General features: G+C 58.1%; 18 protein-coding genes. 10 read left to right on the top strand and 8 right to left on the bottom strand.

Features of this window, described 5'->3' with window-relative positions:
• Nucleotides 1-71: 71 nt before the first annotated feature.
• The 5 genes from rpsO to HFD92_RS09975 all read left to right on the top strand — a co-directional run bounded on the left by rpsO (nt 72) and on the right by HFD92_RS09975 (nt 5,872).
• Nucleotides 72-341, top strand: a complete 270-nt coding sequence (rpsO, locus tag HFD92_RS09995) for a 30S ribosomal protein S15 (RefSeq protein WP_003851063.1) — start codon at nt 72-74, stop codon at nt 339-341.
• Nucleotides 342-651: 310 nt separating this feature from the next.
• Complete coding sequence (pnp, locus tag HFD92_RS09990; RefSeq protein WP_058957631.1) at nt 652-2,787, top strand: polyribonucleotide nucleotidyltransferase; 2,136 nt, start codon at nt 652-654, stop codon at nt 2,785-2,787.
• Between the two features lie 129 nt (nt 2,788-2,916).
• Nucleotides 2,917-3,801, top strand: a complete 885-nt coding sequence (gene nlpI / locus HFD92_RS09985) for a lipoprotein NlpI (RefSeq protein WP_009092404.1) — start codon at nt 2,917-2,919, stop codon at nt 3,799-3,801.
• A gap of 105 nt (nt 3,802-3,906) precedes the next feature.
• The gene (gene yrbN, locus HFD92_RS21900) at nt 3,907-3,963 is read left to right on the top strand and encodes a protein YrbN (protein ID WP_098053093.1); all 57 of its coding nucleotides are present in this window, start codon (nt 3,907-3,909) and stop codon (nt 3,961-3,963) included.
• A gap of 16 nt (nt 3,964-3,979) precedes the next feature.
• Nucleotides 3,980-5,872, top strand: a complete 1,893-nt coding sequence (locus tag HFD92_RS09975) for a DEAD/DEAH family ATP-dependent RNA helicase (protein WP_009092402.1) — start codon at nt 3,980-3,982, stop codon at nt 5,870-5,872.
• Nucleotides 5,873-5,927: 55 nt separating this feature from the next.
• Here HFD92_RS09975 and HFD92_RS09970 read toward each other — a convergent pair whose 3' ends face one another.
• Nucleotides 5,928-6,674: an SDR family NAD(P)-dependent oxidoreductase gene (locus HFD92_RS09970; RefSeq protein WP_167428882.1), complete on the bottom strand. Its 747-nt coding sequence runs from the start codon at nt 6,672-6,674 to the stop codon at nt 5,928-5,930.
• A gap of 173 nt (nt 6,675-6,847) precedes the next feature.
• Here HFD92_RS09970 and HFD92_RS09965 point away from each other — a divergent pair, with 173 nt between their 5' ends.
• Complete coding sequence (locus HFD92_RS09965) at nt 6,848-7,768, top strand: AraC family transcriptional regulator (protein ID WP_185185202.1); 921 nt, start codon at nt 6,848-6,850, stop codon at nt 7,766-7,768.
• Here the strand turns inward: HFD92_RS09965 and HFD92_RS09960 are convergent, their stop codons facing one another.
• The 3 genes from HFD92_RS09960 to HFD92_RS09950 all read right to left on the bottom strand — a co-directional run bounded on the left by HFD92_RS09960 (nt 7,769) and on the right by HFD92_RS09950 (nt 10,778).
• Nucleotides 7,769-8,779: a luciferase-like monooxygenase gene (locus tag HFD92_RS09960; RefSeq protein WP_167428880.1), complete on the bottom strand. Its 1,011-nt coding sequence runs from the start codon at nt 8,777-8,779 to the stop codon at nt 7,769-7,771. It lies immediately after the preceding gene.
• 115 nt (nt 8,780-8,894) lie between these two features.
• On the bottom strand, nt 8,895-9,773 hold the full coding sequence (locus HFD92_RS09955; protein ID WP_167428934.1) for a U32 family peptidase: 879 nt from the start codon (nt 9,771-9,773) through the stop codon (nt 8,895-8,897).
• Nucleotides 9,774-9,782: 9 nt separating this feature from the next.
• Entirely contained in the window at nt 9,783-10,778 is a 996-nt protein-coding gene (locus HFD92_RS09950) for a peptidase U32 family protein (protein WP_167428879.1), read from the bottom strand.
• A gap of 207 nt (nt 10,779-10,985) precedes the next feature.
• Here HFD92_RS09950 and HFD92_RS09945 point away from each other — a divergent pair, with 207 nt between their 5' ends.
• Nucleotides 10,986-11,510 carry an SCP2 domain-containing protein gene (locus HFD92_RS09945; RefSeq protein WP_009092395.1) on the top strand — a complete coding sequence of 175 codons (525 nt, stop codon included), beginning with the start codon at nt 10,986-10,988 and terminating at the stop codon, nt 11,508-11,510.
• The gene (locus tag HFD92_RS09940; RefSeq protein WP_167428878.1) at nt 11,504-12,010 is read left to right on the top strand and encodes a GNAT family N-acetyltransferase; all 507 of its coding nucleotides are present in this window, start codon (nt 11,504-11,506) and stop codon (nt 12,008-12,010) included. Before HFD92_RS09945 ends, HFD92_RS09940 begins: the two co-directional genes overlap by 7 nt.
• On the opposite strand, the gene HFD92_RS09935 is transcribed toward HFD92_RS09940, so the two are convergent.
• Nucleotides 11,994-12,287 carry a GIY-YIG nuclease family protein gene (locus HFD92_RS09935; RefSeq protein ID WP_009092393.1) on the bottom strand — a complete coding sequence of 98 codons (294 nt, stop codon included), beginning with the start codon at nt 12,285-12,287 and terminating at the stop codon, nt 11,994-11,996. The genes HFD92_RS09940 and HFD92_RS09935 overlap by 17 nt on opposite strands.
• Before the next feature lie 76 nt (nt 12,288-12,363).
• On the opposite strand from HFD92_RS09935, the gene HFD92_RS09930 reads away from it, so the two are divergent.
• Nucleotides 12,364-12,792 (top strand): YhbP family protein, encoded by a 429-nt coding sequence (locus HFD92_RS09930; protein WP_167428877.1) that lies wholly within the window; start codon nt 12,364-12,366, stop codon nt 12,790-12,792.
• Between the two features lie 33 nt (nt 12,793-12,825).
• On the opposite strand, the gene HFD92_RS09925 is transcribed toward HFD92_RS09930, so the two are convergent.
• A complete protein-coding gene (locus tag HFD92_RS09925) occupies nt 12,826-13,347 on the bottom strand; it encodes a type 1 glutamine amidotransferase domain-containing protein (protein ID WP_167428876.1) in 522 nt (173 codons plus the stop codon).
• Between the two features lie 146 nt (nt 13,348-13,493).
• On the opposite strand from HFD92_RS09925, the gene HFD92_RS09920 reads away from it, so the two are divergent.
• Nucleotides 13,494-14,129 carry an NAD-dependent epimerase/dehydratase family protein gene (locus HFD92_RS09920; protein ID WP_167428875.1) on the top strand — a complete coding sequence of 212 codons (636 nt, stop codon included), beginning with the start codon at nt 13,494-13,496 and terminating at the stop codon, nt 14,127-14,129.
• Here the strand turns inward: HFD92_RS09920 and nrdG are convergent.
• Entirely contained in the window at nt 14,121-14,588 is a 468-nt protein-coding gene (nrdG, locus tag HFD92_RS09915; RefSeq protein WP_167428874.1) for an anaerobic ribonucleoside-triphosphate reductase-activating protein, read from the bottom strand. The genes HFD92_RS09920 and nrdG overlap by 9 nt on opposite strands.
• Nucleotides 14,585-16,723, bottom strand: coding sequence for an anaerobic ribonucleoside-triphosphate reductase (gene nrdD, locus HFD92_RS09910; protein ID WP_009092387.1), 2,139 nt, complete (start codon nt 16,721-16,723; stop codon nt 14,585-14,587). Before nrdD ends, nrdG begins: the two co-directional genes overlap by 4 nt.
• Nucleotides 16,724-16,735 lie beyond the last annotated feature (12 nt).

Below are 16,735 nucleotides of genomic sequence, written 5' to 3'. Positions count from 1 at the left end.
GCGCGGCTTTAAAAGCGGGATGCTGAATTAGAGATCGGCACCCATACATTCATTTTATACCGGAGTTTATTATGTCTCTAAGCGTAGAAGCTAAAGCAGAGATCGTTGCTAAATATGGCCGTGGTGCTAACGACAGCGGTTCAACTGAAGTTCAGGTTGCCCTGCTGACCGCGCAGATCACCCATCTGCAGGGTCACTTCTCTGAGCACAAAAAAGACCACCACAGCCGTCGCGGTCTGCTGCGCATGGTATCTCAGCGTCGTAAGCTGCTGGACTACCTGAAGCGTAAAGACGTTGCGCGCTACAGCAGCCTGATCGAAAGCCTCGGTCTGCGTCGCTAAGTCTGAAAAATCGGGTCGTCAGGGCGTCATGCAGCGATTAACGCGGCGTGCAGCAGACGATCAGATTTGTGCGAGTTTCATGAAAAGGGGGCCTTTATGGCCCCTTTTTTTGAGCAATCGGCAGCAATCCGGGCCAAACTGATGTATTGTTGCTTAGTGTGATCTTTAGTTTGCAGAATTTCGCGCGGCTAATGAGAGGCTTTACCGCAGGGGCGGTCGAGGGTTGTCATTAGTCGCGAGGATGCAGCTGGAGATTGGTAATCAATGGCGGGCTACAGATAGCCTTGCCCCGAAGTTAAGGACTTTGATTTTGCTGAATCCGATCGTACGCAAATTCCAATATGGTCAACATACCGTCACGCTGGAAACCGGCATGATGGCGCGCCAGGCGACTGCTGCTGTTATGGTGAGCATGGACGATACCGCGGTATTCGTCACTGTCGTCGGCCAGAAAAAAACTAAACCCGGTCAGGACTTCTTCCCACTGACCGTGAACTATCAGGAGCGTACCTACGCTGCTGGTCGTATCCCAGGCAGCTTCTTCCGTCGTGAAGGCCGCCCAAGCGAAGGCGAAACGCTGATTGCGCGTCTGATTGACCGCCCGATTCGTCCGCTGTTCCCGGAAGGTTTCGTTAACGAAGTTCAGGTCATTGCGACCGTGGTTTCTGTAAACCCACAGGTTCATCCTGATATCGTTGCTATGATCGGTGCTTCTGCCGCGCTGTCACTCTCGGGTCTGCCGTTCAATGGCCCAATCGGTTCTGCGCGTGTTGGTTACATCAACGATCAATACGTTCTGAACCCGACAGCGGATGAGCTGAAACAGTCTCGTCTGGACCTGGTGGTTGCCGGTACGCAGAATGCCGTTCTGATGGTGGAATCTGAAGCTGAGATCCTGTCAGAAGAGCAGATGCTGGGCGCCGTGGTCTTTGGCCACGATCAGCAGCAGGTTGTTATTGAAAACATCAATGCGCTGGTTGCTGAAGCGGGCAAACCACGCTGGGACTGGCAGCCAGAAGCCGCCAACACCCCGCTGATTTCACGCGTTGCTGCACTGGCAGAAGCGCGCATCAGCGATGCTTACCGTATCACCGATAAGCAGGAGCGTTACACGCAGGTTGGCGTCATCAAAGACGAAACCATTGCTGCGCTGCTGGCTGAAGATGAGACGCTGGATAGCGCTGAAATCAGCGACATCGTCCATAGCCTGGAAAAGAACGTTGTTCGTACCCGTATCCTGAACGGCGAGCCGCGTATCGATGGCCGTGAAAAGGATATGATCCGTGGTCTGGACGTGCGTACTGGCGTGCTGCCACGTACTCACGGTTCATCCCTGTTCACCCGTGGTGAGACGCAGGCACTGGTAACGGCAACGCTGGGTACCACCCGCGATGCGCAGAACCTGGATGAGCTGATGGGCGAGCGCACTGACAGCTTCCTGTTCCACTACAACTTCCCTCCGTACTCTGTCGGTGAAACCGGCATGGTCGGTTCGCCGAAGCGTCGTGAAATTGGTCACGGTCGTCTGGCGAAACGCGGTGTGTTAGCGGTTATGCCGAAAGCGGAAGATTTCCCTTACACCGTGCGTGTGGTGTCTGAAATCACCGAATCTAACGGCTCCTCTTCAATGGCCTCTGTCTGCGGTGCCTCACTGGCGCTGATGGATGCAGGTGTACCAATCAAAGCCGCTGTTGCAGGTATTGCAATGGGTCTGGTGAAAGAAGATGAGAAGTTTGTGGTTCTGTCTGACATCCTGGGCGACGAAGATCACCTGGGCGACATGGACTTCAAAGTGGCCGGTAGCCGTGAAGGTATCACCGCGCTGCAGATGGACATCAAAATCGAAGGCATCACGCGTGAAATCATGCAGGAAGCGCTGAACCAGGCTAAGGGTGCGCGTCTGCACATCCTGGGCGTTATGGAACAGGCTATCAGCACGCCACGTACTGAGATTTCTGAATTCGCACCGCGCATTTACACCATCAAGATCAGCTCTGACAAGATCAAAGATGTGATTGGTAAAGGCGGCTCAGTGATCCGTGCACTGACCGAAGAGACCGGCACAACGATCGAAATCGAAGATGACGGCACCGTGAAAATCGCTGCGACCGATGGTCTGAAAGCGAAAGAAGCGATCCGTCGTATCGAAGAGATTACCGCAGAGATCGAAGTGGGCCGCATTTACAGTGGTAAAGTGACCCGTATCGTTGACTTCGGTGCCTTCGTCGCCATCGGCGGTGGTAAAGAAGGTCTGGTTCACATTTCGCAAATCGCCGATAAGCGCGTTGAGAAAGTGACTGACTATCTGCAGATGGGTCAGGAAGTGCCGGTGAAGGTGATGGAAGTTGATCGCCAGGGCCGCGTACGTCTGAGCATCAAAGAAGCGACAGAATCTAAGCCGCAGGCTGAAGAAGCTGCAGCGGTGACCACACCTGCCGCTGAATAAGTCGTTGCTGATTTGCCCCTCTTTGCCTGGCAGAGAGGGGCGTTTGTGTCATCGCGAGGGCGGGAATCCTTGTGCACAGCAGGCGGATGACAGGATGGTTATCCCAATGTTTGTATTCGGGAGTGGGAAATGAAGCCTTTTCTGCGCTGGTGTTTTGTTGCGACAGCTTTAACGCTGGCAGGATGCAGCAACTCCAATTGGCGTAAGAACGAAGTTCTTGCAGTGCCGTTACAGCCCACACTGCAGCAGGAAGTGATACTGGCGCGCATGGAACAAATACTTGCCAGTCGCGCTCTCACCGATGATGAACGCGCACAGCTGTTATATGAGCGCGGAGTGTTGTATGATAGTTTAGGTCTGCGGGCATTAGCGCGGAACGATTTTTCGCAAGCGCTGTCTATAAGACCAGATATGCCCGAAGTGTTTAACTACTTAGGCATATATTTAACGCAGGCGGGCAACTTTGATGCCGCCTATGAAGCGTTCGATTCTGTACTTGAGCTTGATCCAACTTACAACTATGCGCATTTAAACCGTGGTATCGCCCTCTATTACGGCGGTCGATACAAGTTAGCGCAAGATGATCTGCTGGCGTTTTATCAAGACGATCCTAACGATCCTTTCCGCAGTCTGTGGCTCTATCTGGCTGAACGTGAGATGGATGCCGACAAGGCAAAAGTCGCGCTTCAACAGCGTCATGACAAAGCGGTCAGAGACCAATGGGGATGGAATATTGTCGAGTTCTACCTTGGAGATATCAACGAGAAAACGTTGATGGAAAGTCTCAAGGCGGACGCAACGGATAACACCTCGCTCGCTGAACATCTCAGTGAAACCAACTTCTATTTAGGTAAGTACTACCTAAGTCTGGGGGAGAAGGACGACGCGAAAGCGTTGTTCAAACTGGCGGTGGCCAACAACGTCAATAACTTTGTTGAACACCGATACGCATTGTTGGAACTGGCGCAACTCGGCCAGGCACAAGACGATTTATCAGAATCTGACCAGCAATAGCTGACGAACTAAATTTGCCCGTAACACCTGTAAAGTCATCATCTTCAGGGATGAGGGCTTTTCTGTTCGTCAAAACTTCTAATTTGAGCCGGTTCACACTTTTTGATGAAAATGACTGAAAGTTTTCACGACGAGTTATGTAGACTGGCCGCCGCAATCTAAGAGGCACGTGTACTACATGACTGATATTCAAACCACTTTTGCTGACCTTGGCCTGAACGCCGACATCCTTGAATCACTGAATGGCATGGGCTACGTAAAGCCTTCCCCAATCCAGGCTGAGTGTATTCCTCACCTGCTGGCGGGCCGTGACGTGTTAGGTATGGCGCAGACCGGGAGTGGTAAAACTGCGGCGTTCTCTCTGCCGCTGTTAAACAACATTGACCCTTCTGTAAAAGCACCTCAGATCCTGGTGCTGGCACCGACCCGCGAGCTGGCGGTTCAGGTTGCTGAAGCTGTCACCGAATTCTCTAAACACATGCGTGGCCTGAACGTGGTTGCCCTGTACGGCGGCCAGCGTTATGACGTGCAGCTGCGTGCACTGCGTCAGGGACCACAGGTTGTTGTGGGTACGCCAGGCCGTCTGCTGGACCACCTGAAACGCGGCACGTTAGACCTTTCTAACCTGCGCGGCCTGGTGCTGGACGAAGCAGACGAAATGCTGCGTATGGGCTTCATCGAAGACGTTGAAACCATCATGGCGCAGATCCCGGAAGGTCATCAGACCGCTCTGTTCTCTGCCACCATGCCAGAAGCGATTCGTCGCATCACGAAACGCTTCATGAAAGATCCACAGGAAGTGCGTATTCAGTCAAGCCTGACCACGCGTCCTGACATCAGCCAGAGCTACTGGACCGCTTACGGTCGTAAAACTGACGCACTGGTTCGCTTCCTGGAAGCGGAAGATTTTGATGCGGCGATTATCTTCGTACGTACCAAAAACGCGACCCTGGAAGTTGCAGAAGCGCTGGAGCGCAGTGGCTACAACAGCGCCGCGCTGAACGGTGACATGAACCAGGCACTGCGTGAGCAGACGCTGGAGCGCCTGAAAGATGGTCGTCTCGACATCCTGATTGCGACTGACGTTGCGGCCCGTGGCCTGGACGTTGAGCGTATCAGCCTGGTGGTTAACTACGACATCCCGATGGATGCAGAATCTTACGTTCACCGTATCGGCCGTACCGGTCGTGCCGGTCGTGCTGGCCGCGCGCTGCTGTTCGTTGAGAACCGCGAGCGTCGTCTGCTGCGCAACATCGAACGTACGATGAAGCTGACTATTCCGGAAGTTGAACTGCCAAACGCAGAGCTGCTGGGTCAGCGTCGTCTGGCGAAGTTTGCCGCGAAAGTTCAGCAGCAGCTGGAAAGCAGCGATCTGGATCAGTACCGTGCTCTGCTGACTAAAATGCAGCCAGAAGACGAACTGGATCTGGAAACGCTGGCCGCGGCACTGCTGAAGATGGCACAGGGCGAACGTCCTCTGATTCTGCCACCGGAAGCGCCACGTCCGCCACGTCGTGAATACCGCGATCGTGACGATCGTGATGGCCGTCGTGACAGCCGCGAAGCGCGTGGTCCACGTGACAGCCGCGATGGCGACCGTCCACGTCGCGAACGTCGTGACGTTGGCGAGATGCAGCTCTACCGCATCGAAGTGGGTCGCGATGATGGTGTTGAAGTTCGTCACATCGTTGGCGCGATCGCTAACGAAGGCGACATCAGCAGCCGTTACATCGGTAACATCAAGCTGTTCGGTAACCACTCGACTATCGAGCTGCCGAAAGGCATGCCAGGCGATGTGCTGCAGCACTTCACCCGTACACGTATTCTGAACAAGCCGATGAATATGCAGTTACTGGGTGATGCTCAGCCAAACGAAGGTCGTGGTGACCGTCGTCCGGCCGGTGGCGATCGTCGCAATGGCCCAGGCGCTGGCAACCGTGAAGGTGGTCGTCGCTTCTCTTCTGAGCGCCGTGACGGTGGTCGTGAAGGCGGTCGCAGCTTTAACCGCGAAGGCGGCCGTGGTCCACGTCGTGAAGATGGCGCAGCCGCACCACGTCGTCGTGACGCATAACGACCTCATGTCGTAACAAAAAGGGAAGCCACTGGCTTCCCTTTTTTTATGCCGATCAGGCTCCGCCGCTGATGATGACGCGCTCGCCGCTGACCCAGGCGGACTCCTCCGAGGCCAGAAACAGCGCCACCTGTGCCACATCTTCCGGCAGACCAAAACGCCCCAGCGGCGTGGCGGCCAGCAGTTGCGCTTTAAGCTGCGGGCTCATCCTCTTCGCCGCCAGCAATCCCTCTGTCATAATCATTCCCGGTGCCAGGGCATTAACCCGAATGTTTCTGGCACCCAGTTCGCGCGCCAGCCCCTGTGTCAGCGTATCCACCGCGCCCTTGGTCGCCGCCCAGAGCACGGAACCCGGCGTGCTGTTCTGGCTGCTCAGGGCGCTGAGGTTGATAAGGGTACCGCCGTGGGCAGGAAAGTGATGAATTGCCTGCTGACAGACTAGCAGCGTGCCAAGCAGGTTAACGTTGATCTGCTGCTGTATCTCCTCCTGGGTCAGCGCCTCAAAAGCGCCGTGATGAAAGCGGCCCGCGTTATTCACCACAATATCTGGCGCGCCGAAACAGGCGACGGTGGTTGCAAACAGCCGCTCCACGTCCTGCTGCACAGAGATATCCGCCTGCACCGCCACCGCGTCACTGCCCAGGGCAAGAATGTCGCTGACCACGTCAGCCGCACCCACCTCGTCCTGTTGATAATTGACGATTACCCGTGCGCCCGCCGTCGCAAAGGCGATGGCGATAGCAGCACCAATGCCTTTTGATGCTCCCGTTACCAGCGCGATTTTATTCTGTAGTGCCTTCATTATCCTGATCTCCGCCGTAATGATTGCGTTGACAGACTATGCGCGCCGGTGACCCATCCGGGTAGCGCAATCCTGCAAGCTTTTTGCCCGATCCTGCAAAAGTGTCGCTGCGACACAGGCATGGCGCACCGGCTCAGGTAATATCGGCTGAGATGATGAAGGGAGATGACCTGGTGACAGAGAATGATACGTGGCAGGCGCTGGCCCGGTTGATTGCGCGGCATGCGCCGGAGGATGGACGGCACGCGAGTGCCATTGACTACCTGTTCTTTGGGCGCAGCTCCGCACCGACAAAGCCCGCGCACTTTGCCCAATGGGCCAGTTTCGCGCTGGTCGCACAGGGCAGCAAGGCGCTGCACATCGGTGATGAGGTGCTGCATTATGGCCCGGGCGATCTGCTGCTGGTGACGCTGGATATGCCGGTGCGCGCCTGCGTCACGGTCGCCACGCCGGAAAAACCTAACCTGGGGATTGGCATCGCCATCAATGAATCCCGGCTGATGCGCTACCTCGACCAGTTTCCCCCGACGCTGTCACCCGCCACGGCCCGCAACGAACGCGGCATTACCGTGCACAAGATGTCGCCGTGGCTGGTGGAGGCGGTAACGCGGCTGGTGCGGCTGCTTGACCATCCTGAGGATATCCCGGCGCTCGCCCCGCTGATCGAGCAGGAGATTTTCTACCGGCTGCTGACCGGACCGGAAGGGTCGCGCATTCTGAATATGGCGCTGGCTGAGCGGCCGGGTAACCGGGTGGCGCAGGCGGCCCGCTGGCTGCGGGAGAATTTTCATCAGCCGCTGAAGATTGACCAGCTCGCCAGCAGTGTCGGCATGAGCATCTCTTCGCTGCATCATCACTTCAAAGCGGTCACGGCAATGACGCCGATGCAGTATCAGAAACAGCTGCGGCTGAATGAGGCGCGACGGCTGATGATGGTGGAAAAGCTGGATGCCGGGACGGCAGGTTATCGGGTAGGGTATCAGAGTGCGTCACAGTTCAGCCGGGAGTATCGCCGCCTTTACGGGCAATCCCCGGCCAGGGACAGTCGTCAGCTGGCGGTGAGCGCGGAGACCGTGCCCCCACCGCAGAACTGACTACAGGCTGCTGGCGGCTTCCATCGCAATGGCGAAGGAGCGCAGGCGCGCCGCGGAGTCAAAAATCTGGCCGTTGACCATGATCTCATCCGCCTGGGTTTCACGCATCAGTGACGCCAGCCCGTGGCGCACCTTGTCCCCATCGCCGACCAGCGACATGCTGAGCGCCTGCTGAACCCCATACTGCTCTGACGGTGACCAGAGGTTATCCATGTTCTCAACCGGCGCCGGTAACGGGCCCGGTTTGCCGCGGCGCAGGTTGATAAACTGCTGCTGCTGCGAGGTAAACAGGAAGCGTGCCTCACGCTCGCTGTCAGCGGCGACCACGTTGATGCAGACCATGGCATACGGCTTGTCGAGTCGCGCCGAGGGCTGGAAGTTTTCGCGGTAGACGTGCAGCGCCTGGAACAGCTGATCCGGCGCAAAATGTGAGGCGAAGGCAAATGGCAGACCCATCCGGGCTGACAGTTGTGCACTGTAGAGGCTGGAGCCGAGCAGCCAGACCGGGATCTTCAGGCCGAGGCCCGGCACCGGTTGCACCGGCGGCTGTGCATCCGCGTCCGCATCAAACCAGTTAATCAGTTCAGCCACATCTTCAGGAAAGGTGTCGGCGTGCATGCTGGCCTGATGACGACGCAGCGCCATCATCGTGCGCTGGTCAGAGCCGGGCGCACGACCCAGGCCGAGATCGATACGGCCGGGATAGAGAGAAGCCAGTGTGCCAAACTGCTCGGCAATGACCAGTGGCGCATGGTTAGGCAGCATGATGCCGCCCGATCCCAGCTGCAGCGTCTCGGTATTGGCCGCCAGATAGCCGATCAGCACCGACGTCGCAGCACTGGCAATCCCCGTCATGTTGTGATGTTCAGCCAGCCAGTAGCGTTGGTAGCCCAGTTTTTCAGCCTGGCGCGCCAGCGCCAGCGAATTGTGGAACGCATCCCGTGCGGTCGCACCCTGAGGGATCGGCGCGAGATCCAGCACGGACAGGCGAAGAGGTTTTTTATCAGACATGACTACTCCCGTTGTATGGCGCAGGCATTAAAGTCTGCATCATTTAGTATTACGCATCATTCCTTATATTAAAACTGCTAACCTCAGCAGGAATATAGCCGGTATGTGCTTTTACTCAGGATGCCAGCGTCATACCCGCCAGTTTGCGCCAGTAACCATTGCAATCGCAGCCTTTCGCGACCATTAACGGAGCCTGACCATTCTCATTGGCCCGGAAACGGTCTATCTCTGCCAGCGTGGTGCTGTCCTGCGGAGAGAGCCGGACGCAGTCGACCCACTCCCGCATCCCCGCCAGATCGTTCCCCAGGTTGTAACAGTAGCCGCTCATGGTCTGAATGCCGTTGAGCACGAACACCGGCTGCCCCTCCTGCGAGCTGACGCGGCGGCCTGTCGGATAGTTGATGCAGCAGGTTTCGCAATCGTCCTTCGCGCGGTTTTCCGAGCGGGCGGTAAAGCAGCGCGCCGAGAGCGCCAGCGGCAGATGACCGTAGCCCATCACCTCCACCTCAAACTGCTGCCGGATACCGCGCGTTTCGCACTGTTCCAGCAGCTGCAGCAGCCAGTCGCGTGACATCTCAACCGGCATACACCAGCGCGTCATTCCCTCCCTGACCAGCAGTTGCAGGGTGTCAGCGTTGTAGACGTTCAGCGTCGGGCCTGCCACAAAGGGCAGGCGGCGCTCAGCGGCCATGTTAACCGTGCCGATATCATTCGCTTCAATCAGGAACTCGCCGTTTTCGACATAACGCTGCAGCTCTTTCAGTTCAGAGGGGGACTGCAGCAGCGCCAGGGTGCTCAGCACCACCTGTTTGCCGCTGGCCGCGACGTCACGGGCCATCTCCATCCAGCGGCCATAAGGCGTCGCGCGGCGTTTACTGCACACCGCTTCGCCGAGGTAAATAATCTCCGCGCTACTGCGGGCAGCCTGCTGGTAAAACTCCTCCAGCGTGGGGGTTGGCCAGTACCAGAGCACCGGCCCGACGGCATATTGCATCATGACTCCTTATTGCCATTCACGGTGATAAGCACCCAGCGTGGTTTGCGTGCCTTCAGAGAGATCGCCCAGCGTCTGCATCCACGGGGGCGCCACCTCAAACTGTTCCGGCCGGGCCTGACAGCGGTCGATCGCCTGACGCCAGACGCGCGCGACATCAGCAACATAGGCGGGACTGCGCTGGCGACCCTCGATCTTGACCGAGGCGACCCCGGCCCGCAGCAGTTCCGGCAGCAGCTCCAGCGTGTTCAGGCTGGTGGGCTCTTCCAGCACGTGATAACGCTGGCCGCTGACCTCATACCGTCCTTTGCACAGTGTCGGGTAACCCGCGCTTTCATCCGCCGCGTAGCGATCGATCAGCACTTCGTTCAGGCGGGATTCCATACCCTGCGGCGTCTGCTGCCAGCGCACAAATTTCGCCGGAGAACAGGCACCGGCGCTGTTAGGCGACTCACCGGTCAGCCACGAGGAGAGGTAGCAGCGGCCTTCCGCCATAATGCACAGGCTGCCAAACGCGAACACCTCCAGCGGCACCGGCGTGCTGCGCGCCAGCTGCTTTACCTGATGCAGAGAGAGCACCCGCGGCAGCACCACACGCTGCAGGTTAAAATGGCGATGATAAAAGCGAATCGCCTCCAGATTGGTGGCTGACGCCTGCACGGAGAGATGGCGCTCCACCTGGGGATAGTGCGTCGCCGCATACTCCAGCGTGGCGATATCGGCGAGGATCAGCGCGTCGGCCCCGTTCTGCGCCGCCACATCAATAGCCCGCTGCCAGCGTCCCATGCCGTCCGGATGGGCGAAGGTATTGATTGCCACATGCAGTTTGCGGCGATGCTGATGCAGATAGCGAGCCGCTTCGGCCAGCTTTTTGTCGGTGAAGTTCAGGCCCGCGAAGTGGCGGGCGTTGGTGTCATCTTTCAGCCCCACATAGACCGCATCCGCGCCATTCTCGACGGCGGTGCGCACTGCGGGCAGGTTGCCTGCCGGGCAGAGCAGTTCCATAGGTGTTCCTCTCAACATGCAGATGGGCGTCGAGTCTAGGCATCTGCGCCGGGAGGCGTATTGATTTGGGGCAGTGAATTTTCCGTTCCTCCCTGCCGGCGCGGCTTTTTTTTTCCTCCCGGGAGCGCGATTTTTATTGATCCCGGATGAGGTGTGTCGAAACGGATATGGCAATATACGTAAAATTTTCTGAAGGGAGGGACAAAAGTGTTAAAGCGGATTCATGCCCATTTTGTAAAAAAGGCTCCGGAAATCTTAGGTTTACCCGCAGCGCTTACCCCATTCCCGGTCAAGAAGCGGCTTCTGCAACAACTCTTAAACTGGCAATTTCGTCATGCTTTAGCTGAAGGTGAGTTAGACTTTCTGGAAGGTCGCCTGCTGGGTATCGGGATTGCCGATCTCAATCTGCAATGGATTACCACGCTGCAGGACGGCCGGCTGGTGGTATTGCAACAGTCCGAAGCGGATGTCTGGTTTCGGGGCAATGCCAATGATTTGTTGCTGGTGGCAGCACGTAAAGCAGATCCCGACATGCTCTTCTTTCAACGCCGTCTGGTGATTGAAGGGGACACTGAACTGGGACTTGAGGTGAAGAACGTAATGGATGCTATTGAACCCGAGGCTATGCCCACCGCGTTACGCACGGCAATTCAGCAGATGGCGGCCTTTGTCGACGCCGGGATGAAACAGGACGCGAAGGCCGGACAGGCTCGCGCAGGTGCCCTATGTTGATCCGTAGCGAAATTGGCGTGGATGCCGCAGGCATCGACACGCTGCTCAAACGCTGTTTCACGTCGCCCGCCGAGGCGGAACTGACGCAGTCGCTGCGCGAAGATGGCCTGTTAACCTTAGGCGTGGTCGCCACTGATGATGAGGGACAGGTGCTGGGTTATGCTGCATTCAGTCCGGTCAGCGTTAAAGGTGAAGATCGTGGCTGGGTGGCGCTGGCCCCGCTGGCGGTGGATGAGACGCTGCGCGGGCAGGGCATTGCCAGCAAACTGATTTATGAAGGACTGGATACCCTCAACGAGTTCGGTTACAGCGCGGTGGTCGTGCTGGGCGATCCGGCGTTCTTCAGCCGCTTTGGCTTTGAACCGGCAGCCCGCGTCGGCCTGCACAGCCGCTGGCCGGACAGCGAGGCGACGTTCCAGGTCTATCGCCTGGCAGAGACGGCGTTTGAGGGCGCAGACGGGGAGATCGACTTCGCCGAGCCCTTTAATCGCCTGCTGTAATACCCAGCCAGCTCTCCAGGCTGACCGGCTGACCCGCCACTAACTGTAGTTTCTGCTGACGGGTCAGCTGCTTGACCTGATACTCCAGTCTGGAGGCGCTGGCACGGTCACCTGCATCACAGTGAAACACCAGCGCCAGTGGACCTTTGCCGCGCAACGCGCGGGCGCCGCGTCCGGTCTGGTGCTGATCAAACCGGCGCATCACATCCGTGGTGATGCCGGTGTACAGGCTCCCTTTCGCCGTACGGACGATGTAGAGTTGCCACTGCTGACTCATTCGCAATCATTTCCCAAAAAAAAGTGCCGGGCAGTGTAGCGCGCTTCACGCTCCGGTGCATCGCCAGGAGTTTACCTTGTCCGATCACGCCCATCTGGTTCGCTATCTCCGAAAGCAACATGTGCTTTCTCTCTGCTCTGCCGCCGACGATCAACTCTGGTGCGCCAACTGCTACTACGTCTTCGATGAAGCGCGCATGGTGTTCTGGATTATGACTGAGCCTGACACCCGTCACGGGGCATTGATGCTGAAGAACCCGCAGGTCGCGGGCACCGTCAATGGCCAGCCCAGAAGCGTGCTGCTGATAAAAGGGGTGCAGTATCGTGGCCGGATTGTGCGGCTGGAGGAGGAAACGGAGAAGGTCGCCAGAGCCGCCTATCAGAAACGGTTTCCGGTGTCGCGCAAAGTCTCAGCACGGCTGTGGGAGATTCAGCTTGATGAGGTGAAGATGACCGACAATGCGCTGGGATTTGGTAAGAAGATCAGCTGGCTGCGGGAAAGCTGAAACGCCCTTTTCAGCGAAAAGGGCGCAACGGATTTACAGTGCTTCGAGGATACGCAGAGATTCGCGATTGAAGGCAGGTAAATCGGCCGGGGTGCGGCTGGTCACCAGCTTATCGCCGTCAACCACCACTTCCTTATCATGGAAGTCGGCACCGGCGTTGATCAGGTCGATGGCAACGGCTTTTACGGTGGTCATCTTGCGACCACGCACGCCATTGGCGCTGATCAGCAGCTGGGGGCCGTGGCAGATAGCAAAGATAGGCTTGCCGCTGGCAACGAACTCTTTGGTGAAGGCGACAAAGCGGTCATCGCCACGCAGCGAATCCGGTGAATGACCGCCTGGCAGCAGCAGCGCATCAAACTCAGCCGGGCTGACGTCGTCAATGCTGCGATCGATGGTCACTTCGGCTTCGCCTTTTTTGCCTTTTACGACATTTCCGGCCTGGTGCTCAATGGTCACTACCTCAAACCCGGCGCGTTTGTAGACCTCAGCAGGTGACGTAAATTCTGAGTCTTCAAATTCATCGGTAATCAAAACCGCAACTTTCTTGCTCATTTTGTTTCCTCCTTAAAGCAGTGGAGCGCGAGGCGCGCTTTCCGGATCAGGATTTAAGCCTGGTCGCTATGGGCGAGAACGCAAGCCAGACCGTTAAGATCAGCTATCTTTTAAGCTGTCAGCAGTGAAATAAGGATGAATCTGAGATGAATCGCGTATTACTGACCGGAGCCACCGGCTTAGTCGGGTCGCATCTGCTGCGCTTACTGATTGAGGATCCGCGCGTCGATGAGATCATCGCGCCAACCCGTCGTCCGCTGCCTGTCCTGCGTAAGGTCGTCAACCCGGTGGAGGCCGACCTGACCGATGTACTCGGGCCATTGCACTCTTCGCTGGATACGGTGTTCTGCTGTCTGGGCACCACGCGCCGGCAGGCGGGCAGCAAAGCGGCGTTTATTCACGTCGATTACACCCTGGTGGTGGACAGCGGATTGAGCGGACTGCGGCTGGGGGCAAAACAGATGCTGGTGGTGAGCGCCCACGGTGCCAGCCGTCACTCACCTTTCCTGTACAGTCGCGTGAAAGGCGAAATGGAAAACGCATTGCGCCATCAGGGCTGGCCGCACCTGACGCTGGTACGGCCTTCGTTACTGCTGGGCGAGCGGGCGCAGACGCGTCCGGGGGAACGCCTGATGGCCCCGCTCTTTTCTCTGCTGCCGGGTCACTGGCGGGCGGTGAACGCACGCGACGTGGCCCGCTGTCTGCATCAGCAGGCGTTCACGCCGGCGGGCGAAAGCGTCACTATCATTGAGTCGGGCGACATCCCGCGTCACTCAGCGTAACTGCCAGAGGATCTGATTGCGGCTGCCGCGCCAGGGCAGCGAGACATCCTTCTCCTCTTCGACAAAACGGCCATCAATCAGCACGTCGAGATAGATCAGCACGGCGCGCTGCGCGGCATTCAGCTCCTGCATCCGGTAACCGGTCCAGAGCCAGATATCTTTACCGGGACAGCTCTGGCGCACCCGCTTCACCAGACGGCGAATGTGTGGCACGTTGTGCGGATGCAGCGGATCGCCGCCGCTCAGCGACAATCCCTGACGTGGAATGCGCGTGTCCTGCAAATCCGCCAGCAGCTGCTCCTCCATCGCCAGCGTGAAAGGCACGCCCGAGTCGGTTCGCCAGGTACTCTGGTTGTAGCAGCCGCGACACTGATGTTCACAACCGGCGACAAACAGCGTGCAGCGGGTGCCGGGGCCATTAACGATATCCACATCGTAGTAGCGATGGATATGCATCATCCCAGCGGTCCTTCTGCCAGATGTTTCACCCGGCGCTGTACTTCCTGCTGTTTTCCGGCGTTAAAGGGCCGCGCATCCGGGCTGCCGAGATAGCCGCAGACCCGCCGGGTGACGGAGACGCGCGCCGGATCGTGATTGCCGCACTGCGGACAGGTAAAGCCGCGGCTGGTGCAGGTGAACTCGCCGTTGAAGCCGCAGTCGTAGCACTCATCAATCGGGGTATTGGTGCCGTAATAGGGCACGCGGTCGTAGCTGTAGTCCCAGACATCCTCCAGCGCCCTGAGGTTGTGCTGCACGTTCGGGTATTCGCCGTAACAGATGAATCCGCCATTCGCCAGCGGTGGATAGGGCGCTTCAAAGTCGATTTTATCGTAGGGATTCACCTTCTTCTCAACGTCGAGATGGAAGCTGTTGGTGTAGTAGCCCTTGTCCGTCACGCCCGCCACCAGACCAAACTGCGCCGCGTCCAGACGGCAGAAGCGGTCACAGAGATTCTCACTCGGCGTGCTGTAGAGGCTGAAGCCGTAATGGGTTTCGGCTTTCCAGCGATCGGTGGCAGCGCGCAGATAGGCGATGATCTCCACCCCTTTGGCGCGCAGCGCCGCGTCATCATAGGGGTGCTTCTGGCCGCCGCTGAGGGCATTCAGGGTTTCATGCAGGCCGATGTAGCCCAGCGACAGGGAGGCGCGGCCATTGCGGAAAATCGGCCCCACCTCATCATCGGCGTTGAGCCGGACACCGCAGGCCCCTTCCATGTAGAGGATGGGGGCCACGCGCGCTTTGGTTTTCTCCAGCCGCGCCACCCGCGTCATCAGCGCCCGCTTCGCCAGCAGCAGACGCGCATCCAGCAGTTGCCAGAAGCGCGCTTCATCGCCGCCCGCTTCCAGCGCGATGCGCGGCAGATTGAGGCTGATCACCCCGATATTGTTGCGGCCTTCATGGATCTGTTCGCCGTTCTCTTCGTAGACGCCAAGAAAACTGCGGCAGCCCATCGGGGTTTTAAACGAGCCGGTGACTTTCACCACCTGATCGTAGTTGAGGATGTCGGGATACATCCGCTTGCTGGCACACTCCAGCGCCAGCTGTTTGATGTCATAGTTAACGTCACCTGCACGCCGGTTAACGCCTTCGCGAATGGTGAACACCAGTTTGGGAAAGACGGCGGTTTTACGGTTTTTACCGAGTCCGGCCAGGCGGTTGCGCAGAATCGACTGCTGGATCAGGCGGGCTGCCCAGTCCGTTCCCAGACCAAAACCAAAGGTGACAAACGGAGTCTGTCCGTTGGCGGTGTGCAGGGTATTCACCTCATACTCCAGCGACTGAAAGGCGTCATAGCACTCTTTGTCGGTGCGCTGGCGCGCATACGCTTCTGCCTGCGGGATCTGCCACTGTTCCGCGATCGCCAGATGCCGGGCATAGCTCTGCTTAACAAACGGCGCCAGCACCTCATCGATGCGATTGATGGTGGTGCCGCCGTAAATGTGGCTGGCGACCTGCGCGATGATCTGGGCCGTCACGGCGGTGGCGGTGGCGATCGATTTGGGCGGCTCGATCTCGGCATTGCCCATTTTGAAACCGTTGGTCAGCATGCCTTTGAGATCGATCAGCATGCAGTTGAACATCGGGAAGAAGGGGGAGTAGTCGAGATCGTGGTAGTGGATCTCGCCGCGCTCGTGCGCCAGCACCACATCGCGCGGCAGGATCTGCTGCTGCGCATAGTGCTTCGCCACGATCCCGGCCAGCAGGTCGCGCTGCGTCGGGATCACTTTGCTGTCTTTGTTGGCATTCTCATTCAGCAGCGCGGCGTTGGTCTGATCGACCAGCCCGCGAATGGCGTGATGCAACTGGCTCTGCCGATCGCGGGCCACATCGCGATCGTGACGGTATTCAATATAGGCGCGAGCCAGTTGCGGCCAGGGGCCCGCCATCAGCGTCTCTTCGACCGCGCACTGAATCTCACCGATATCCACTTCCGGACGATTGGCCAGCTGCGCCGCGACGCGCTCAGCGACCTGCGCGCACCAGGCGCTGTCATCGACCTTTACGGCCCGTGCCGCCGCCAACACCGCATGCTCAATACGCTGCGCATCGAAGCCTGTCCGGCACCCATCACGTTTGATTACCACCGTCGCCATTTTTCTCTCCAT

It is taken from the genome of Pantoea sp. EKM101V (genome assembly GCF_011800325.1).
GTDB classification, from domain to species: domain Bacteria; phylum Pseudomonadota; class Gammaproteobacteria; order Enterobacterales; family Enterobacteriaceae; genus Pantoea; species Pantoea anthophila.
This window is presented reverse-complemented; position numbering and strand designations above follow the sequence as displayed.